The sequence below is a fragment of the Magnetococcales bacterium genome (assembly GCA_015231925.1).
Taxonomy (GTDB): Bacteria; Pseudomonadota; Magnetococcia; order Magnetococcales; family JADGAQ01; genus JADGAQ01.
The window spans coordinates 15,663-35,957 of record JADGAQ010000018.1; the positions used below are offsets into that span (position 1 = coordinate 15,663).

General features: G+C 62.1%; 20 protein-coding genes and 1 other RNA gene. 7 read left to right on the top strand and 14 right to left on the bottom strand.

Translation table 11 applies throughout. The annotated features are described in order from the left end of the window. Positions 1-41: 41 nt before the first annotated feature. Genes HQL56_03885 through rfbF form a run of 6 tightly spaced genes read right to left on the bottom strand, consistent with a single transcriptional unit; the run spans position 42 to position 5,951 of the window. Positions 42-740, bottom strand: a complete 699-nt coding sequence (locus tag HQL56_03885) for a glycosyltransferase (protein ID MBF0308651.1) — start codon at positions 738-740, stop codon at positions 42-44. Beyond that, a complete protein-coding gene (locus HQL56_03890; protein MBF0308652.1) occupies positions 737-1,762 on the bottom strand; it encodes a GDP-mannose 4,6-dehydratase in 1,026 nt (341 codons plus the stop codon). Before HQL56_03890 ends, HQL56_03885 begins: the two co-directional genes overlap by 4 nt. Continuing rightward, positions 1,759-2,730, bottom strand: coding sequence for an NAD(P)-dependent oxidoreductase (locus HQL56_03895; protein MBF0308653.1), 972 nt, complete (start codon positions 2,728-2,730; stop codon positions 1,759-1,761). Before HQL56_03895 ends, HQL56_03890 begins: the two co-directional genes overlap by 4 nt. 19 nt (positions 2,731-2,749) lie before the next feature. Further along, positions 2,750-4,084 (bottom strand): lipopolysaccharide biosynthesis protein RfbH, encoded by a 1,335-nt coding sequence (gene rfbH, locus HQL56_03900; GenBank protein ID MBF0308654.1) that lies wholly within the window; start codon positions 4,082-4,084, stop codon positions 2,750-2,752. A gap of 2 nt (positions 4,085-4,086) precedes the next feature. Then, positions 4,087-5,202, bottom strand: a complete 1,116-nt coding sequence (gene rfbG, locus HQL56_03905) for a CDP-glucose 4,6-dehydratase (protein MBF0308655.1) — start codon at positions 5,200-5,202, stop codon at positions 4,087-4,089. Further along, positions 5,187-5,951 (bottom strand): glucose-1-phosphate cytidylyltransferase, encoded by a 765-nt coding sequence (gene rfbF, locus HQL56_03910; GenBank protein ID MBF0308656.1) that lies wholly within the window; start codon positions 5,949-5,951, stop codon positions 5,187-5,189. Before rfbF ends, rfbG begins: the two co-directional genes overlap by 16 nt. A gap of 400 nt (positions 5,952-6,351) precedes the next feature. Here rfbF and HQL56_03915 point away from each other — a divergent pair, with 400 nt between their 5' ends. Beyond that, positions 6,352-7,440 carry a glycosyltransferase gene (locus HQL56_03915; protein MBF0308657.1) on the top strand — a complete coding sequence of 363 codons (1,089 nt, stop codon included), beginning with the start codon at positions 6,352-6,354 and terminating at the stop codon, positions 7,438-7,440. Positions 7,441-7,491: 51 nt separating this feature from the next. Beyond that, positions 7,492-7,891: RNase P RNA component class A (gene rnpB / locus HQL56_03920), an RNA gene on the top strand. A gap of 16 nt (positions 7,892-7,907) precedes the next feature. Here rnpB and HQL56_03925 read toward each other — a convergent pair. Further along, the gene (locus HQL56_03925; GenBank protein MBF0308658.1) at positions 7,908-9,383 is read right to left on the bottom strand and encodes a glycosyltransferase family protein; all 1,476 of its coding nucleotides are present in this window, start codon (positions 9,381-9,383) and stop codon (positions 7,908-7,910) included. A 246-nt stretch (positions 9,384-9,629) separates the two neighbouring features. Between HQL56_03925 and rsmH the strand changes: the two genes are divergently transcribed. The 5 genes from rsmH (at position 9,630) to HQL56_03950 (ending at position 15,896) form a co-directional block, all read left to right on the top strand. Beyond that, on the top strand, positions 9,630-10,772 hold the full coding sequence (rsmH, locus tag HQL56_03930) for a 16S rRNA (cytosine(1402)-N(4))-methyltransferase RsmH (protein MBF0308659.1): 1,143 nt from the start codon (positions 9,630-9,632) through the stop codon (positions 10,770-10,772). Continuing rightward, positions 10,769-11,038, top strand: a complete 270-nt coding sequence (locus HQL56_03935; GenBank protein ID MBF0308660.1) for a cell division protein FtsL — start codon at positions 10,769-10,771, stop codon at positions 11,036-11,038. Before rsmH ends, HQL56_03935 begins: the two co-directional genes overlap by 4 nt. A 70-nt stretch (positions 11,039-11,108) precedes the next feature. After that, positions 11,109-13,124, top strand: a complete 2,016-nt coding sequence (locus tag HQL56_03940) for a penicillin-binding protein 2 (protein ID MBF0308661.1) — start codon at positions 11,109-11,111, stop codon at positions 13,122-13,124. Next, complete coding sequence (locus HQL56_03945) at positions 13,121-14,614, top strand: UDP-N-acetylmuramoyl-L-alanyl-D-glutamate--2,6-diaminopimelate ligase (GenBank protein MBF0308662.1); 1,494 nt, start codon at positions 13,121-13,123, stop codon at positions 14,612-14,614. Before HQL56_03940 ends, HQL56_03945 begins: the two co-directional genes overlap by 4 nt. Positions 14,615-14,717: 103 nt before the next feature. Continuing rightward, positions 14,718-15,896, top strand: coding sequence for a cation transporter (locus HQL56_03950; GenBank protein ID MBF0308663.1), 1,179 nt, complete (start codon positions 14,718-14,720; stop codon positions 15,894-15,896). Positions 15,897-15,956: 60 nt separating this feature from the next. Here HQL56_03950 and HQL56_03955 read toward each other — a convergent pair whose 3' ends face one another. The 7 genes from HQL56_03955 to HQL56_03985 form a co-directional block, all read right to left on the bottom strand. Further along, entirely contained in the window at positions 15,957-16,853 is an 897-nt protein-coding gene (locus tag HQL56_03955; protein ID MBF0308664.1) for a cation transporter, read from the bottom strand. A 309-nt stretch (positions 16,854-17,162) separates the two neighbouring features. Continuing rightward, positions 17,163-17,747 carry a hypothetical protein gene (locus HQL56_03960; GenBank protein MBF0308665.1) on the bottom strand — a complete coding sequence of 195 codons (585 nt, stop codon included), beginning with the start codon at positions 17,745-17,747 and terminating at the stop codon, positions 17,163-17,165. A gap of 119 nt (positions 17,748-17,866) precedes the next feature. Beyond that, positions 17,867-18,319 carry a tellurite resistance TerB family protein gene (locus HQL56_03965; protein ID MBF0308666.1) on the bottom strand — a complete coding sequence of 151 codons (453 nt, stop codon included), beginning with the start codon at positions 18,317-18,319 and terminating at the stop codon, positions 17,867-17,869. Between the two features lie 12 nt (positions 18,320-18,331). Next, a complete protein-coding gene (locus tag HQL56_03970) occupies positions 18,332-18,916 on the bottom strand; it encodes a TerD family protein (protein MBF0308667.1) in 585 nt (194 codons plus the stop codon). A 23-nt stretch (positions 18,917-18,939) separates the two neighbouring features. Further along, positions 18,940-19,518, bottom strand: coding sequence for a TerD family protein (locus HQL56_03975; protein ID MBF0308668.1), 579 nt, complete (start codon positions 19,516-19,518; stop codon positions 18,940-18,942). A gap of 67 nt (positions 19,519-19,585) precedes the next feature. After that, on the bottom strand, positions 19,586-19,786 hold the full coding sequence (gene iscX, locus HQL56_03980) for a Fe-S cluster assembly protein IscX (GenBank protein MBF0308669.1): 201 nt from the start codon (positions 19,784-19,786) through the stop codon (positions 19,586-19,588). After that, positions 19,783-20,115: a 2Fe-2S iron-sulfur cluster binding domain-containing protein gene (locus HQL56_03985; GenBank protein MBF0308670.1), complete on the bottom strand. Its 333-nt coding sequence runs from the start codon at positions 20,113-20,115 to the stop codon at positions 19,783-19,785. The genes iscX and HQL56_03985 overlap by 4 nt, the downstream gene beginning before the upstream one ends. Positions 20,116-20,295 lie beyond the last annotated feature (180 nt).

Consider the following 20,295-nt stretch of genomic DNA (forward strand, 5'->3'; position numbering starts at 1 on the left):
TTCGAAACCCCACTGTGCGGTCCACCGCGATTGCGATGCGGCTATTTCATGAAGCGCAGGCGCAGGATGGACGAGGCAAAGGTAAAGATGAAAAGGACCAACTGACGCTTGGTCTTGCCATGCTTGCGGGATCGAAACAGAAACGGCAGCTCCCGGATGGTCAGGTCGGGCAGCTGGCGCTTCAGTTTGATCAGGATCTCCTCGACGATTTCAAAATTCTCCGACACCAGGCGAATGGTGCGCAGAGCCTGACCCGGATAGAGTTTGAAGCTGTTGGAGACATCCCGGCAGTTGAGGGAGAAGACCAGACGGTAGCTGTAGTTGACCAGCCAGCTGAGGAACTGCAGGATCAGGATGTTTTCCGTACCACCCCCCTCGGTATAGCGGGAGGCCACGATGACGTGGGCTTCGTGGCGATGCCGGTACAACTCCCGAATGAACTCCGGATCGTGGGAGCCGTCGCCATCCATGCAGACCACGAACTCCCCGGTGGAGGCGTTGATGCCGGTACGCACCGCACTGCCGAAGCTGGGGCCCTCCCGGCGGGGCAGACAGCGCACCCCGTCGGCGGCGTAACGTCCACAGATCGCCGGGGTATCATCCAGAGGCGTTTCCGTATCGACGATCAGAATTTCGTAGCTCTGCCCCAAAGAACGCAGGGTTTCGATCAGGCGCGGCAGCAGTATGGCCAGATTGGCCCCCTCCTGATAGGCGGGAATGACCACGCTGAGTACCGTCATGGCAGGATCTCCCCACACCAGCGCACCATCTGCCGGATGCCGCCGAGGCAATCGACCCGTGGTTCCCAACCGAGGATCTTCCGGGCCCTGGCAATATCGGCCACGAAGACGAACTGATCGCTCTCCCGGCGCGGGGTATGGCGAAACACCATGCGGATACCCAACTCCTGGTCGAGAAGGTCGAAGAGTTGCAGCAGGGAGAGGCTGTTGGCCATGCCGCCACCGATGTTGAAAGCCAGCCCTTTGGCCGCATCAGCCTTGTCCACGGCGGTGAAATAGAGGCGGATCATGTCTTCGGCGTGCAGCAGATCCCGCACCTGCTTGCCGGTGTGAGTGATGGTGAAGGGCTCCGGCAGGGTGCCACGGCTGGTCTCCACCGCCTTCTGACAGAACCAGCCCACCCAGCCCTGATCGAAGCTGGCGAATTGCCGGGAACCGTACATCGAGGAGTGGCGGAAAACGATGGTGCGCAAACCGAAGATGCGGGCGTAGTCCAGCATGTACTGGTCGGCGCTGCCCTTGGAACAGCCGTAGGGGGAGCGAAAATCGAGCGGAAGGGTTTCGTCGAAGCCGTTGGGAAAATCGGGGGTGAGATAACGCCGTTCCGTCTCCTGATAACGCACCCACTCCAGGTCGCCGTAGACCTTGTTGGTGGAACTGAAAACCACCACGGCTCCGGGGGATCCGTGCCGCACCGCCTCCAACAGATGGATGGCGCCCAGGGCGTTGGTTTGGAAATCGAGAACCGGATCGGCGATGGAACGGGTCATGGTCACCTGGCCCGACAGGTGGAAAACCACCTCCGGCCGCTCCTCGGCCACCAGACGGGCGATGGTCTCCGCCTCACGCATATCGCCACGCTCGAAACGAAAAGCGCCTTGTCCCCGCAGCCAGGCGAGATTGCTCTCCGACCCCAGGCGGGAGAGGTTGTCGAAAACCACCAGCGACTCCCCCCGACGCAACACCTCCGCGGCCAGATTGGATCCCAAAAAGCCGCAACCACCGGTGATCAGATACTTCATGAAACAGCTCCTTGCCAACCCGGTCGTTCTTTCTCGAAATGCAGGGTCGCTTCGAGGCCGGATTCCAGAGAAGTGGTTGCCTGCCAGTTCAGCAGACGCCTGGCCTTGTCGGCGTTGCAGACGATGCGGGGCACTTCGTTTTGCCGCATCGGCAACCGGCCCCATTGAAGCATATCCGTTCCGTTGCCCACAACCGCAGCGGCGCTTTCGCCCAGCGCGCGCAGGGTCAGGGGGCGGGCCGACCCCAGGTTGATGATCTCCTGATCGGGGAAAGGGTCGGCTGCGGCCAGACGCAGGCTGGCGTCGACCACATCTTCCACATAACAGTAATCACGAATCTGCGTGCCTTCGGTCAGAGGCAGCGGGGTGCGGCTCAGGCAGGCCCGCAGCACCTGGGGCACGAATTTGTGTTCCCCCTCCAGGGGGCCGTACATGCCGAAGGGCCGCACCACGGCCAGCGGCAGTCCCGCCGCCCTGGCGCGTCCCAAAGCCAGCAGGGTTCCCGCCAGTTTGCTGATGCCGTAATGGTGGGCCGGGCGCGGCAGGCTCTCTTCATCGACGGGTCCGTCGAGACCGGCGGCATCGCCGTATTCGGCTGCGGTACCGATGTGCAGAAAACGGCCCACCCGGTTTCGGGCCGCCGCATCCACCAGAAACGCCGTGGCCACCGCGTTGAAACTCAGGGCCGTGGCCACCTCCTGCTGCCGGTGATCCACACCGTAGGCCGCCGCGTGGACCAGAACCTCGGGAGGCTCCCGATCCAGGGCCGTCTCGACCGCCTCCTGGTCCTGAAGATCGAGCAGCAGTCGATTCACCTCGGGCCCCCCCGCCAGGAGACGATCCAGGCGACGGGTGTCGGAGGCGCCCCGGCAGAGGGCGGTGACCCGCCAGCCCGACCGGGCGAAACCCCGGACCAGATGGGCTCCGAAGAAACCGCTGGCTCCGCTGATCCAGACCTCACCGCCCACGGCGCCTCTCCCCTCCGGCTCAGGCCAGGCCCCGTCGGGCCAGGAAAGCCTCTACGCCGGCGACGACATAATCCAGCATGTCGCGGCTCAAGCCGGGGAAAACCCCCAGCCAGAAGGTGCCGCGCAGAATACGGTCGGTATTCTCCAGACTCCCGGAGATGCGACAGGGCTGATCCTGCATCAAGGGCTGCTTGGTCAGATTGCCTGCAAACAGCAACCGGGTGCCGATCTTGCGCTCGTTCAGCGCCACCATCAGCTCCTCACGGGTGAAAGGTGCCTCGTCTTTCACCGTCAGGGGGAAACCGAACCAGCTCGGTTCGGCGTGAGGCGTGGCGCGGGGCAGAATGAAGAGGTGCGACCATTGAGCAAACGCGGCATGAAGGTGGGCGAAGTTGGCCTTGCGGGCCGCTTCCAGCTCGGGCAGGCGCTGCAGTTGCGCCAGACCGACCGCCGCCTGCAGATCGGTCATCTTCAGATTGTAGCCGATGTGGCTGTAGACGTACTTGTGGTCGTAGCCCGGCGGCAGGTTGGGAAAGGTGCGTTCGAAGCGTTGCTTGCAGGTGTTGTCGCGCCCTGTCGGACACCAGCAATCCCGACCCCAGTCCCGGAAGGACTCCACGGAGCGTTTGATCAGGGAGTTGTCGGTCAGCACCGCCCCCCCTTCCCCGGTGGTGATGTGGTGGGCCGGATAGAAGCTCAGGGAGGCCACATCGCCGAACGAACCGGCGGGCTTGCCCCGATAGAAGCTGCCCAGAGCGTCGCAGGTATCTTCGATGAGCCAGAGATGGTGTTTTTTGGCGATTTCCATCACCCCGTCCAGATCGAAGGGGTTGCCCAGGGTGTGGGCCATCATGATGGCGCGGGTCTTGTCCGTGACCGCATCCGCCAGGGCCTGAAGATCGACGTTGTAGGTTTCGGCCTGCACATCCACGAAAACGGGCAACAGGCGGTTTTGCAGAATGGGGTTGACCGTTGTGGGAAAGCCGGCGGCCAGGGTGATGACCTCATCCCCCGGCAGCAGTCGCCGCTTGCCGAGCAGCGGCGAGGTCAGGGAGGTCAGGGCCAGCAGATTGGCCGAGGAGCCGGAGTTGGCCGTCAGGACATGACGGCGTTGCGTCACCTGTTTCAGCCCCTCGCAAAAGGCCGCGTCGAAACGCCCCGCCGTCAGCCAGAATTCGAGCGCCGCCTCGACCAGAGAGACCATCTCCGGAGCGCCGTAGACCTTGCCCGAAACCGGCACCGGGGTTTCACCCGGAACGAATGGCCGGGGAGCGTGGGCCATCTCGGCGAACCGGGCCACCCGATCCAGGATCTGCTGCTTCAATTCGTCCGGGGAGGCGGAAACATTTTCCATGGTCATGACTCGGCTGGAGAATCCGGATTGAGGGAGGTGGCGCGCAGATGATCCCGAATCTGGGTCAGGGTGAAGGCCTGCATCGCCTGCTGATCCCAATAGGCCCGGTACCACTCGGCCACCATGCCCAAAGCGGCTTCCAGATCGGTATGGGGGGCCCAGGCCAGATGGTTTTCGGCTCGGGAGCAGTCGAGTTTCAGGAAACCCGCCTCGTGGGGCTGACGCCGGGTATCGGTGACGTAGGGCGTTTCCACCCCCAGCAGACGCCCGAGACGCTGGGCCACCTCACCCACCGTGCGACAATCGGTGACACGGGGTCCGAAATTCCAGCCTTCGGCAAAAGCAAGGCCTTCGGTGTACAGACCGCGGGCCAGCATGAGGTAGCCCCGCAACGGTTCCAGCACATGTTGCCAGGGACGGATGGCCCGGGGATTGCGGATCAGGGGCAGCCGCTTCTCCTCGAAGGCGCGCAGGATGTCCGGCACCAGCCGGTCGAGGGCCCAATCCCCCCCGCCGATGACGTTGCCGGCCCTCGCGGAAGCCAGGGCCACTCCGTGAGAAGCGTAACGCTCGGCATGGAAGAAGGAGTGCCGATAGGCCGTGGTGACCATTTCGGAGCAGCCCTTGCTGTTGCTGTAGGGATCGAGTCCACCCAGGGGATCGTTTTCCCGATAGCCCCAGTCCCACTCCCGGTTCTGGTAACACTTGTCGCTGGTGACGTTGACCACGGCCCGCACCGTGTCACAGTGCCGCACCGCCTCCAGAAAATGCACGGTTCCCATGACGTTGGTGGCATAGGTCTCCACCGGTTCGTCGTAAGAGAGGCGCACCAGGGGTTGGGCAGCCAGATGCATGGCCACATCCGGGCGAAACTCCCTCATGGCGGACTGCAAATGGTGCAGGTCCCGCACGTCGCCCTGCAGGCTGTGCATGCCCTCTCCCACCCGGGCCACCTCGAAGAGGCTGGGCCGGGTCGGCGGCGGCAGGGCGTAACCCGTGACCTCGGCCCCCAGGTGTTGCAGCATCAGGGAGAGCCAGCTCCCCTTGAAACCGGTATGCCCGGTGAGAAAGACCTTCTTGCCGCGCCAGAAGGCGGCATCCACTACCAGATTTTCCATGGCGCATTCCCGGAATCCCACAGGGCTTCCAACTCATTCTTGTCCCGCAGGGTATCCATGGGACGCCAGAACCCGTCGTGACGATAGGCCGCGATCTGTCGGTCACGGGCCAGGGTCTCCAGGGGTTCCCGTTCCCAAATGGTGGCGTCCCCCTCGATGCGATCCAGAACCTTCGGATTGAGGACAAAAAAGCCGCCGTTGATCCATCCTTCGCTGGAGGGCTTCTCCCGGAAGGAGGTGACCGTGTTCTCCTTCAGGGTCAGGATGCCGAAGCGTCCGGGCGGACGAGTGGCCGTCATGGTGGCCTGTGTGCCCTGTTCGCGGTGAAACCGGATCAAAGCGGTCACATCGATGTTGCCCACGCCGTCACCGTAGGTCATGCAGAAATCCTCGTCGTCGAGGTAACGACCGACCCGCTTCAGACGCCCCCCGGTCATGGAGTCCTCGCCGGTATCGGCCAGGGTGATGCGCCAGGGTTCGGTATTGCCCCCCAGGATCTCGACCCGCTGCCGCCCCACGTCCACATGCACATCGGACTGGTGCAGGGCGTAGTTGACCATGTACTCCTTGATCAGATAACCCTTATAACCAAGGCAGATAATGAAATCGTGAATGCCGTGGGCTGAATAGATCTTCATGATATGCCAGAGGATAGGCTTGCCACCGATCTCCACCATGGGTTTCGGACGCAGATGGGTCTCTTCGGAGAGGCGGCTGCCGCGCCCGCCCGCAAGGATGACGGCTTTCATGGCATTTCCTTGTCGACGTCTGGATGGAAGGAGTGGCTGGATCGATTCATGAAGACACGCACGGGAAACAGGTGGTCGAAATCGGCACGGAAGGCGCGGACACCGTTACGGCAGGGCCTCTCCCGACGAGCGGGACCAGCCTCCTGGTCAGTCACGGTGATGCCTTGCACAGCGTTACCATAATGGCCGCGATCGGGGCTTCTTTCAACCCTCATTCGGCAAAGTGCGGGCAATTCCGGGAAGGGGAATGTCCGTCTCTCCCGTGCGGAGAGCAATCGCATCCGATTGGTCAATTCCCCATTGACAACCGGCGGGTCTCCGAAAATCATGCCTGGTCCTGAAATTATCATCATGGGGAAACCTCTCGGACGGAGAGGCACTTCAGAGGGGGCCGGCGTCGTTGATCATTCCCGAACTGACCGTTGTCGTACCAACCTTCAACGAACGGCCCAATATCCGTCCGTTGGTAACGGCTTTGGAAAAAGCCCTCTCCGGTATGGCCTGGGAGGTCATCTTCGTGGACGACGATTCTCCCGACGGTACCAGCGCCGAGGTACACGCTTTGGCCCGGGAGAAGGCCAATGTGCGCTGTCTGCGACGATTGCGGCGACGCGGTCTCTCCTCGGCCTGTCTCGAAGGCATGTTGGCCTCTTCCGCCCCCTGCATCGCCATTCTGGACGGAGACCTACAACACGACGAAACCCTCCTCCCCGCCATGGTCGAAACCCTGCAGCGGGATAAGCTGGATCTGGTCGTGGGCTGTCAGGCCCGGGAACGACACGACCCGCTTGCCCACGGCCCCTGGACCACACGTCTGCTCTCCGCCCTGCTGAAGGTGCCGGTCTGCGACCCGCTGAGCGGCTTTTTCGTGGTCACCCGGGATTTCCTGGAACGCGCCGTGCCCAACCTGGCCATCATGGGGTTTCGCATTCTGCTCGACCTGCTCACCGCCGTGAAAGGGCCGGTTCGCCTCGCGGAATATCCCTACACCCGACGGGAACGCCATGCCGGAACCAGCACCCTGGATCCCGGCGGCACCCTGGAACTGCTGTTGCTGCTGCTGGAAAAGTGGTTTCGCCACTATGTGCCCCTGCGTTTTCTGATGTTCGTCAGCATGGGCTCCATCGGGGCGCTGCTGCATCTGGCGGTCATGGGCCTGCTGCTGCTGCGGCTGGAGATGCCCTTCTGGATCAGCCAGTCGGTAGCCGCCACCCTGGCCATGACCCTCAACTTCACCCTCAACAACCGCTTCACCTTCCGGGACCACCGCCTGCGCGGCTGGGGCTTCCTGCGGGGTCTGCTCATCTACTACGGCGCTTGCAGCATCGGCACGGTGATCAGCGTTCTGGTGGGCGATTTTCTCTACGAGCAGTCCGTGGTCTGGTGGCTGGCCGGATTTCTGGGGGCAGTGGTGGCCTCGGTGTGGAACTTCACCACCACCGCCACCTTCTCCTGGAACAGTCGCCCGGCTTCGGGAGGCAACGGATAGAACCCCGTGTTTGACCGGGGAAAGTGATATACACTGGTCGTGTTGGTATGCGAAGCGGGTCAGGCAATCGCCGGCCGTCTCCACCGGAGGCGGCGGGAGGAAAGTCCGGGCTCCACAGGGCAGGGCGCCGGGTAACACCCGGCGGGGGCAACCCCAGGGAAAGTGCCACAGAGAGCAGACCGCCGGACGGTGCCTTTGTCTCAAAGGTTTCCGGCAAGGGTGAAAGGGTGCGGTAAGAGCGCACCGCGCTTCCCGGTAACGGGGGCGGCACGGAAAACCCCGCCTGGAGCAAGGCCGAATAGGGGGATGCCAAGGGCGGCTCGCCCGAATCCCCGGGTTGGCTGCTGGAGGTGGTCGGTAACGGCCATCCTAGAGGAATGATTGCCCATCCCCACCGCAGACCGGGAGGTTGTGGGGTGGACAGAACCCGGCTTACAGACCCGCTTCGCCTCCCGGCCCTTTGGGGCTCATACCTGCGCCAACCGACGCAGATGGGCCGTCATCTCGTCCATCACGTTCTCCCACTCCCCGCTCCGGGTCTGACGGAACAGGCGCATGCCGGGATACCAGGGGGTGTCGGAACGCTGCCGCATCCAGCGCCAATCGGGAACATGGGGAATCATCACCCAGACCGGCTTGCCCAAAGCCCCCGCCAGATGAGCCGTCGGGCCGTCCGAAGCGATGACCAGATCCAGATTGAGCAGTACCGCCGCCAGATCGGCGCAATCCTTCACCTCGCCCGGTGGAACGGGCATGTCGGCTGCACTGCCGGTCTCTTCCTCCCCGCATCCGGGCAGGGCGAGAAAGCTCACCCCTTTCAGGCGTTTCAGCAGGTCGCGTTTTCCCGGATCCGGAGCCCGCAGCGGATCACTGCTCCAAGCCAGTCCCACCCGCAGCAGCGATGACGGACCCAATACCTGCCGCCACGCTGTTACCAAGGCCCGATCCACCGACAGATAGGCCGGTTTGCGGGGTAGCGTGGCCGGGGTCAGTCCCAAAAAACGCGGCAAACTCAACAGGGGAACCTCGGCCTCGGCCTGCTCCGCAGGGTCGGCAAAACCGCACAAGGAAAGCTCCCGCCCCACCTCGGGCTGCATGGCGAAGAGACGGTGCAACGGCTCCTGACAGGCCAGAACGGGCCGACAGCCACGTTCCGTCAACCAGGAGAGAAAACGGTAAAACTGGATGGTGTTTTCCAGCCCCGGCTCCGCCTGCACCCGCAAAACCCGGCCCGCCCGACAAATGCCGTCCCAGGCCGGGAGGCTCGGCTCGGGAAGCCCCTCGCGCCAGACGGAAAGCTCCCGTCGGGCCTCGAAGGCGCTCCACCCCTCGCTCCACAACCCTTTGCACAGCAGGGAGGCCGCCCGATGAAAGCGCACCTCCGTCAGGTGGGGATTGCTTCTCAGGGCCTGATCGTAAGCCTCCAGAGCCCCGTCCACATCACCGCCCTCCCGCAGGGCATTTCCCAGCGTCTCCTGGTAAAGGGCCACCCGGGGAGCCAGCAGCACCGCCTTGCGCAACGCGCCGATGGCCGCCTCCCCCCGGCCCGTCGCCCGAAGAGACCTTCCCAGCAGATAGTAGGTTTCCGCCGTTCCGGGTTGCAGATCGACCGCCTTCTGCAAAAAGGAGGTCGCCGCTTCCCAGTCGCCTTTGCTCAGAGCCAGTCGTCCCAGACAACGAGGGAAAACCCCGTCTCCCGCCGGTCCGCCCGGAATTGCGGACAACTCCGCAAAAGTCGCATCCCCTTGCCCGGCCTCCGGGAGTTCCAACTCCCGGCGCACATCCTCCCGCTCGGGAAGCCTCCCCAATGCCGCCTCGTAACAAAGCAGCGCCCGGAAAACCTCCCCGCACTGCCGATATCGCTCCCCCTCCTCCAGCAACTGTTCCGGATTCATTTCGGAAAGCATCCACGAAGAGGCGGGGAGGCTTGCACTCACCTGCATGGCAATCTCCCGACATTTCTGACCAAATCCATCCCATTTCGGGGAATTCTACTCCATTCCGGGCTCCGATCCCAGCCGGCACGTAGTGATGATCCCACCCGGAAACCACAATCCGGTGAATTTCCCTTCTTCTTTACCCAGGGGTGCTTGACAGGTACACATTTCCTGCCGAAAAATCAGGAAGGGCGTTTACTGCCTTGGCAGTCGATGTCCCCCTACTTGGATTCTTGCCAACCCGGGATCTCCATGCCCTTGCCACGACAACGCACTCAGACCACCCCCGACCCCGCCCACCGGCGCGGCATTCGCCTGCATGGCGAAGCGACATCCCCTGCCGGGACGGAAGAGAGCGACGCCCCCGCCTGGAGCGGCACCCTGGAACGCGGCCTGCCCGTCAGCCAATCGGTGACCCCGCCCCCGGATTTCCGCCATCATCCGGTCATGTTGCAGGAGACCTTGCAGGGGCTGGCCCCGAAACCCGGCGGATTCTATATCGACGCCACCTTCGGGGGTGGCGGACACACCCGCGCCCTCCTGGCCGCCTCCGCACCCGGCGGACAGGTGCTGGGCATCGATCAGGACCCGGAGGCCATCGCCCACGGCAAGATCCTGGCCGATACCTCGGGGGGCCGTCTGCTGCTTTGCCAGGCACGCTTCAGCGAACTGGCCCAAACCCTGGCCCTTTCCGGCCTGCCGGCTCCCGATGGCATCCTCTTCGATTTGGGCGTCTCCTCCCACCAGCTCGATACCCCACGGCGCGGCTTCTCCTTCCGTTACGACGCCCCCCTGGACATGCGCATGAACCAGGATATCAACTCCCCCTTTCCCACCGCGGCCACCCTGTTGCGCACCCTCGACGAAAAAGCCCTGGCCGACATCTTCTTCCACCTGGGCGAAGAGCGCCACGCCCGCAAGGTGGCCCGCACCATCGTCGAAAAACGCCGCCAGAAACCCATCGCCACCACAGGCGATCTGATATCTCTGCTGGAGAAGATCCAGCCTCCCCGCAAACCGGGAGAGATTCATCCGGCCACACGGGTCTTCCAGGCCCTGCGCATGGCGGTCAACCGGGAACTCGAAGAGCTGGATGCCGCCATCGCCGCCGCCATCAAGGTGCTTAAACCCGGGGGAAGAGTGGCCATCATCAGCTTCCACTCCCTGGAGGATGGCCTGGTCAAACGCTGGTTTCGCCACGGCTCGGGAGAGGATCCCTCCCGGACACCCGGCATGCGTTACCTGCCCGTCGCACCCCAGGGGCCCCCTCCCCTGCTCACTTTGACCGCCAAACCGCTGCGTCCCTCGGAAGCGGAAATGCGCGTCAATCCCCGTTCCCGCAGTGCCCGACTGCGCCTTGCCGAACGCCGGGGTCTTCCGGGAGAGGTCTCATGAAAATCGACTGGTTTCTGATCGTGGTGCTTTCCATCCTGCTGATCTCCACCGCCGCCGCCACCGTGGCCTCCCGCATGTGGATGCTCAACGCCCATCGCCAACTGGAAGAGACCAAGAAGGAACGGGTGCAACTCCTCGACCGCGAGCAGGCTCTGAAAATGGAACTGGTCTTCCGCACCGACCTCAATACCGTGGAACAACGCGCCAACAAGGAACTCGGCATGGTTCGACCGGAGGCCAAACAGTGGCTGGTGGCGGAACCTTGAGAAGCGTTCCTGTTACGGACCAACCCCATTAACCGGCGGATCAACCAAAAGCGTCCCAGCGGAATCTCCCATGCCCCCAACCAAAAAACCACGGGCTGCCAAATCTTCCTGGTTGTCCCTTTTCGGCTCCAACCAGAAGCCCCGGTCCCCCCTGCCGTCCCAGAGCCGCTTCTTCCGGCGTCCGGGCATGCCCGCAGTCGATCTGGCCAGCGGGAAACGGCTGGAATTCATCCTGGGCATCTTCATGCTGGCCTTCGTGGTATTGGCCATTCGCAGCCTGGACCTGGCCCTGGTTCAGGGCAGCAAGCTGCGGGAACGCGCCGAAAGCCAGTACAAGAAACGGGTCGTGGTTCCCGCCAACCGGGGACGCTTTCTCGATCGCCGGGGCACCCCGCTGGCCGTCAGCCTGCCGGTCAAGACCCTGAATATCGATATCGATCGCATGGGCAACCCCACCCAGTTGGCACGGCAACTGGCTCCCCTGATCGACATGCCGGAAGACCGGCTGGCTCAGAAACTCCGCTCCTCCAAACCCGGCAGCTATCCGGTATTGAAACGCAAGATCGCGCCGGATATGGCCGAACGCATACTGGCCCTCGATTCCGCCCTCTATTTCACCCCGGAGATGCAACGGTTCTACCCCATCGGCGAGGTGGCGGCCCATGTTCTGGGTTTCGTCGATATCGAAGGCAAGGGGGTGGAAGGGCTGGAACGCAGCTTCAACAAGATTCTGGAGGGCAAGTCGGGCCTGCGGGTCATCAGCCATGACCGCATGGGCCGCCCCATGACCGAGGCCAAGACCATCGATCCCACCAAACCGGGATTGGACGTGGTCTTGACCATCGACAGCACCATTCAGTACATCGCCTATCGGGCGCTGCTCAAGTCGGTGACCCAGCATCAGGCCAAGGCCGGCATGGCCATGGCCATGGATCCCCGTGACGGACGGCTGCTGGCCATGGTCAGCATCCCCAGCTACAACCCGAACAACCTCGCCGACAGCAAGGCCGAATCCCGGCGCAACCGCAACGTCACCGACGCCTACGAGCCCGGTTCGACCTTCAAAATCTTCACCGTGGGCACCGCCCTGGATCTGGGGGTGGTCAATCCCGATACCCGCTTCGATGTCGAACACGGCAGATTCCGCCTGGCGGATGTGGTCATCCGCGATACCCACAAGGAGGATCTGCCCATGACCGTCACCCAGATTCTGCAAAAAAGCTCCAACATCGGCGCCGCCAAGATCGGTCTGCAAACCGGGCATACCCGCCAGCTCGACTATCTGCAACGCTTCGGTTTCGGCAAAGCCACCAATCTGGGCTTCACCTACGAAGCCAGCGGGCGTCTGCCGGACATCACCCACTACGTCACCGTGGGTCTGGCCAACCGCTCTTTCGGTCAGGGCATCTCCGTCACCCCGCTGCAGATCATTACCGCCGGAGCCGCCATCGTCAACGGCGGTCTGCTGCCCACGGCGCGGCTGGTGGAAGGCGTCATCCGGGACGGTCAACTCCTGGCCAAACCCCAGCCCGATCCGGTGCGCGTGATGAAAACCGAAACGTCACGCACCATGCGCCATATCCTGGCGGGTGTGGTCGGACCCGAAGGCACCGCCCCTCAGGCGGCCATCGAAGGCTATACCGTCGGTGGAAAAACCGGTACCGCGCAGAAGGCCTCGCCCACCGGAGGCTACGGTGGGCGCCACTACTTCTCCTCGTTCATGGGGTTTGTCCCCGTCGAAACCCCCCGCCTGATCATGTACGTGGCCATCGATGAACCCCAGGGTCTCTACTACGGCGGTCAGGTGGCCGCCCCCGTGTTCCGGGAAGTGGCCCAGGAGGCGCTGCCCATGTTGGCCGCCCTGCCGGAAATTCCCGTGGACAATCCCATGCCCCCCATCGAAGGCTATGTTTTCGACCCGGAACGCAAACGTCAGGAAGGTTTCGACGCTTTGATCGGCTCCAGCCTGGGCGAAGCCCTGGAGATTTTGCGAGGTCAGGGCATCATTCCACGGGTCACGGGTTCCGGACTGGTGGCCCGCCATTTTCAGAACGACCAGCACGAACTGGTTCTCGAACTCAAATGAACGACGGAAATCGGCGAGTTGTCCCGCTGGCCGAACTGGTGGCCTCTTGTCCGGGGGCGGAGCTGGTCGGCGAGGGCTCTGCGCGGGTCTCGGGCCTCCATGCCGACTCCCGGGAGATTCGACCCGGCTGGCTCTTCGCCGCGCTGCAAGGGGTCCGGACCACGGGAAGCCGTTTCATCGAAGATGCCCTCTCCCGTGGAGCGACTGCCCTGCTGGTGAGCCCGGATACCCCCCTTCCTCCGGGGGCAACCCCCTTGAGCCGCATCGTGCATCCCCGGCCCCGATGGGCCCTGGCCCACCTGGCCGCCGCCTATTTCGGCCATCCGGCCCGTTCGTTGCGGCTCTTCGGCATCACCGGCACCAACGGCAAGACCACCACCACCGTCCTGTTGGCCACCCTGCTGGAAGCCTTGGGCGAACGTCCGGGCCTTCTGGGCACCACCGGCATCTTTTTCGCGGGACACTCCCTGCCCGCTACCCACACCACACCCGATCCCGTGGCTTTGCAGGAGATCTTTTACCGCATGGTCCGGGCCGGATGCACCGCCGTGGTCATGGAGGTCTCCTCCCATGCCCTGGACCAGGAGCGGGTGGCCGGGTTGGACTTCTCCGGCTCCGTCTTCACCAACCTCACCCAGGATCATCTCGACTACCACGGCACGGAAGAGGCCTATTTCGCCGCCAAGGCCCGGCTCTTTTCGGAACACACCCGTGAACTGGCCGCCCTGTGGGGAGAAGATGCCCACGCCGCCCGTCTGGCCGCCCTGTTGCCCCCGGAGGTGCGGGTATTGACCTTCGGGCAGGGAGAAGGCTGGACCGTTTCGGCCAGGGAGATTCACCGTTCCTGGGCCGGCAATCGCTTTCGACTGGTGGCCGAGGGGGCGTCCGTTCCCGTTGTTCTGCCGTTGTGCGGGGATTTCAACGTCAGCAACGCCCTGGCCGCCGCCAGCATGGCCCATGGCCTGAAGCTTCCTCTGTCGGAAATCGCCGCCGCCTTGGCGCACGTTCAGGCTCCTCCGGGGCGTTTCGAACGCCTCGACGCCGGCCAACCCTTTGCCGTGGTGGTGGATTACGCCCACACCCCCGATGCCCTGGAACGGCTGCTGCGCACCGCCCGCCCCCTCACCTCGGGGCGTCTCATCTGCCTCTTCGGCTGCGGCGGAGACCGGGACCGCGGCAAACGTCCCCTCATGGGAGCCGCCGTCCAGGCTCTGGCCGATCGGGTGATCCTCACCGACGACAACCCCCGCAACGAGGATCCCGCCGCCATTCGCGCCGCCATTCGTGCCGGGATGCGAAAGGATGACATTATCGAAATCCCCAATCGGCGTCAGGCCATTCGCCGCGCCATTGCCCTGGCCCAACCCGGCGATGCGGTTCTGATCGCCGGAAAAGGTCACGAAACGGTGCAGATCGATGCCCGTGGATGCCATCCCTTCAGCGACCGCACCGAAGCCCTTCTGGCCCTTGGCGAGTTGTCTTCCCGCTAAAATTCTGTCAGGATGCCGCTTTTTCAGAGCCAATTCAGATTGGCCAGGCCATTATTCCGCTTTACTTTTTTTGTCCATCCCCCCACTGCCGACTGGAAAAGCGATGAGTCACTCGGAGCTGGATCCCAAAGATGCCAATTACGCCACTGCCAAACGGGTTACCCAGGTGGGAACGCTGGGTGATCTGGTTCTGACGCTTTCCAAGCTGATCATCGGATTTCTCTCCAACTCCGCCGCGCTGGTCGCGGAAGGCTTCCACTCCGGCGCCGATCTTCTCTTCGATCTGGTGGTGCTGGTGGGCATGAAAATCGCCCGTAAGGAGGTGGACGAGTCCCATCCCTACGGCCATGGCAAGTTCGAGGGACTCACCTCCATCCTGCTTTCGGTGATTCTGCTGGGTGTCGCCGTGGGCATCGTCAAGGATGCCGCCGGCCGGCTGGACAGCGACACTCTGGAGGCGCCCGGCCAACTGGCCTTCTGGGTGGCCCTCTTCTCGATCATTCTCAAGGAAATCCTCTACCAGTACACCATTCGCACCGGGCGGCGACTCAAATCCAACATCCTCATCGCCAACGCCTGGCATCACCGGGCCGACTCCATCTCCTCCCTGGCCGCCTTGATCGGTATCGGCGGCGCCCTGATGGGTTACCCCATCTTCGACCCCCTGGCGGCCATCGCCGTGGCCTTTTTCGTCAGCAAGGTGAGTTTCGAGATCGGCAGCGAAGCCGTGAAGGAGTTGACCGATCACACGGGGAGCGTCGATGCCGAAGTGCGGCAAAAGATGCAGGACTTCATCATCAACCGCTCCGATGTGGTGTCAATCCACACCCTGCGGGCCAGGCGACTGGGACCGGACATCGTGGCCGATGTTCACGTTCAGGTGGATCCCTTCCTGTCCGTGAGCGAAGGGCATCAGATTGCGGCGGAAATTCGCAGTGAGCTGCTGGAGGAGGTGGAGGCCTTGTCGGAGTTGATCGTCCACATCGACGTGGAAGACGACCTGATCGCCGATCTGGAACGGATCGAAAAAGCCCCGACGCGCCACATGATAAAAGTGGCCTTGCAGGAGCAGTTGTCGGCCCATCCGGGTCTTGGCCTCCGGGATGTGACGCCCCACTACAACGTGACCGGCATTATCCTTGACCTGATTCTGGAAGCGCCGGAAGAGATGGCGGATTCCACCTTCCGAAAGAACGCTCAGGCACTGGCCAAATGGTTACAGCAATCGAAATTCAACATCACCCAAATCCGTTGCCTGCGTTATGTCGGAACGGTGGTCTGAAGAAGGCGGCGCGATTTATTGTACGGGGCTTCGGGGGACCGCCCCCCCGAAGCCCCATGATTACACCGGATCCACATGCACCGCTACGTGAGCCACCCCCGGAATACCCTGTAACATGGCCTGAATCTTCTCATCCAGGTCGTGGCTGGCCTGCAGATCCATGCCCCGGTCCACATCCACATGCAGGGCGACGTGTATCTCCGAACCGACGTAATGCACCCGCAGTTCGTGGAAGTTGCGTATGGATTTCTCTTTCTTCAACCCATTCAGACGGGCGCGAATCAGACGCACCAGCCGCGCCTCGGGAACCGCCCCCAATAGGCGTTCGATATTGGTTTTTCCGAGAGAGAAGCCGGTCCAGGCAATCCACACCGCGATGACCAAGGCCGCCACGCCGTCGAACCAGGCCCAACCCAGATCGGCGCCACCCACACCCACGATGGCCATCAGGCTGATGACCACATCCATTTTGGCGTCGATGGCCGCCGCGATCAGGGCCGGGCTGCGCGAGCGCCGGCCCATGCGCCCTGCCACGACCCAGATGGCGCCCTTGACCGCAATGACCCCCAGCAATACCAGCAGCGGTGCGATGCCCTGCAACGGCTCCCCACCCTCCAGCAGTCGTTTGACGGACTCCCGCGCCACCTGAGCCGCCAGGACACAGGTGAGGACCGCGACGGTAAACGCCGCCAGCGGCTCGGCGCGGGCATGACCGAAGGGATGCCCCGTATCCGCCGGTTTGGACGTCTCCCGCACCGCAAACAGAATGATGGTCGAGGTGACGATATCCACCAGCGAGTTGCCCGCGTCCGACAACACCGCCAGGGAGTTGTATTGCAGACCAACCACCACCTTGGCCAGAAAGAGCAGCAGGTTCAAGCCAATCAACACCCCCGCCGCCACCATGCCGGCATGAAAGGCAGGTTTGCGATTCAGCAGGAATTTTTTGACCACCATGATTTTTATTCCTTGCGGGAGGGGGTAACTTTCGCAACAAAGCCAGTAAATATTATAAGGTTATGTATTTCAATATTTTATCTTTTATTTATCAAAAAAATAAAATGTTCTATCCTTTGACTTTCTCATTCATTTTCATTTAGATCATCATGTTGCTTCGCCGTTTTACAATTGGCTCCCTTGGTAGAATAACGTCACGCCAGGAGTCTGTCGGCAACCATTATCGGCAGGACAAGCTGAAACCGGTCTGAAAGGATCTGCTGGGGAAGAAGCGGTTGCCTCACCTTGGGAGAGGCAACCGCAACGACATCAGTATTGAATCGGGAAGGCCATACCGTTGACATATTGCAAACGGGGCTGATGGCCATGATGATGGGAGTGGTGCGGACGGGAAGGCACGGCAATCACGGACGGATAGCTCTGACCCACGACGACCGTCGAGGTGACGGGATAGGAGTAGGTCACCACCGGAGCCGGGGCGGGCTGAATGTAGACCGCCTGGGGAGCCGGATAGGTCGGCACCATGATCGGCGTACCGACAACCACCTGCTGCTGGGGCTGTGGATAATAGACCGTGGTTTGCTGACTATAGCTCGGATAGGAATAGGTGGTGGTGGTGCGCGTGGTCGTGGTCGGCTCGGAACCGGCGACCGCTCCCAGCATCAGTCCGGCGACACCACCGATGGCCGCATTTTCCACACGATGTTTGGTATCCGGCCCGAAGACCGAACCGATCAGCGCCCCCGTGGCCATGCCTTGCAAAGCCGGGGAAATCTGCACGCCGTCCGCCTGTACGGGCGCAACCGTGGACAGGAACAATCCGCTCGCCGCCAATGCGGCCAATACCGCTTTCATGGAACCCTCCTGGTAGAAGATGGCACCTCCGTGCATCATACCACATTCCCGGACGGTTCAAGGGAAATGTTTGCACACGCCCAACAACCCTCCCCCCCAAAAGCAATGGGGGGGACTCGCGTCCCCCCCATTTTGGATCCACACCCGCAGGCGATCCGTTACAGATCGAAATCCGCAGGGGCAAGTTTCAATTCCCGACAAATCTCCCGCACCACCCGTTTTTCCTGTTCGTCGAAGTTGCCGTCGGAAGCTCCGATGGCGCAGCAGACCCGTACCAGCAATCGGGCTTCGTCCGCTTTCGACACCTTGGCCACCACCTTCAGCGCCTCGGCTTTGCCCAACTCGAAATCGAATTCGAACTTGCCCACATGGCGTTGGAAGGCATCCACCACCTGATTGGTATCGAAGACCTTCAACGCTTCGGAGTTGCGCACGAAACCCAGCATCTTCTGCTTCTCCTGAGAGGAGACGCTGCCATCCGACGAAGCTACCAGAGCGCATCCCGCCAGAATACCCTCCATGAGATCCTTGTTCTTGAAACGGGACATCTCCGTGGAGAGGCTCTCCTGGATCTGTGCCGCCTTGTTCTTCAGGTCATCGAAAAATCCCATGGTTCATCTCCTTTACAGGTTCGCCGAAATGATCGGCAACAGATCCAGGAAGGTCTTGCCCTGGGCCTTCTCGCCGATGGCGTGCATCTTCCAATCGTTTTCGTGCCGGTAGAGCTTGCCCAGAACCATGGCGGTGTGCGGTCCCTGGCTGTCAAGCTGGTAACGAGCCACCTCCCGGTTGTTGGTATGGTCCACCAGGCGACAAAACGAATTGGCAACCGTGTCGAAACCCTGTCCGGTAAAGCTGTTGACCACAAAAACCAGGGCGGTCACCGACTCGGGAACCCGGGTCAGATCGACGATGATCGACTCGTCATCCCCTTCACCGGCACCGGTGGTATTGTCGCCGGTGTGCATCACCGACCCGTCCTTGCTGCGCAACTGTTTGAACCAGACCGCATCCAGAAGCTGGCCGGAAGCGTTGAACAACAGGCACGAGGCGTCGAGATCAACCTCTTTGCCACCGCCGAACAACGAGCCCAGCAGGCCTTTCTTCTTCACGCAATCCCACCCCAATCCCATGAGAATGCGGGTCAGCGTGGTGCCCGCCTCTTTGCTGAGGCTGATCTTTTGCCCTTTTTGCAGACTGATGGCCATGATGGTTTCGTCACCTCTTCCGGTCAGCCGACATCGACACCGTATTGCCGCGCCATGGCCGCCAAACCGCCGGCATAACCCTGACCCACGGCACGGAACTTCCAATCCGCGCCACTGCGATAGACTTCTCCGAAGAGCATGGCCGTTTCGGTGCTGTAGTCCTCGGAGAGATCGTAACGCACGATCACCGCGTTGTCGGCATTGTTGCAAACCCGGATGAACGCATTCTGAATCTGGCCGAAATTCTGTTTGCGCGATTCGGCGTCATGGATGGTGACGCACACCACGATCTTGGCGATATCGGCGGGCAGGCTGGCCAGATTGACCCGCACCTGCTCGTCATCCCCTTCACCGGCCCCGGTACGGTTGTCCCCCATGTGCTCGATGTTGCCGCAGGGCGACTTGCGATTGTTGTAGAAGATGAAGTCGGTATCGGTACGCACCTTGCCCTGTTCGTTGAGAACAAAGGCGCTGGCATCGATATCAAAGGCGGCACCGTCGGTCTTGCGCACGTCCCAGCCCAGTCCGATCATGATCTCCTTGAGTCCGGGGGCCTCCTTGCTCAGTGAAACATTTCCACCTTTCGAAAGACTGATCGCCATTTTATCTCTCCTCGCGTGTCAAATTCGGTATCAATAGGTCAGTATATGGATATTTGCAGCGGAAAAATCAATCCCGCTCATCCAACCACGCCATTTGAATCGCTTCCAGGACCTTTTCGTTGCAGCGCTCCGCGGAATCCTCGAAGCCCGGCAAGTCCAGAACCCATTGCATGAGATCGGTAAAACGCACGGCGAGGGGATCCTCTTGCCGCGAGTCGGCCAGGGCGATGGCGATATCCCGAACGTCGGTCCATTTGAGGGTCTTCACTTTTTGCGTCCCAGGCCGATGTTGACGTTGTAGTCCGGAATGGTCACCACCAGACCGTCGAGCTTGGGGCCCATGACGATCTGGCACCCCAGCCGGCTGGTCGGGGTCAGACCGAAAGCCTCGTCAAGGGTGTCCTCTTCCTCCTCGCTGGGGCCTTCCAGCCGGTCGTACCACTCCCGAGGCAGCACGACATGGCAGGTGGAGCAGGCCATGGAACCCTCGCAGGCCCCCTCCAGAGGCAGATCATGCTCATGGGCCGCTTCCAGAACCGTGGTCCCCGGTTCGACCTCGACGGTGACGTTCATGGGCATAAAGGTCAATTTGGGCATGGCTCACCTTTTTGGGTTAGTAACGATTCAGAACCCTGTACAGCACAGCATGACCGTGTCAACAGTAAAAGGAAAAGTCCCAGGGGTGCCCCCTGGACCCCATGGGGTTGGCACGTCAACAGCGAAAAGAAAAGTCCCAGGGCGCTGCCCTGGACCCGTCGGGGGGGATAATCCCCCCCG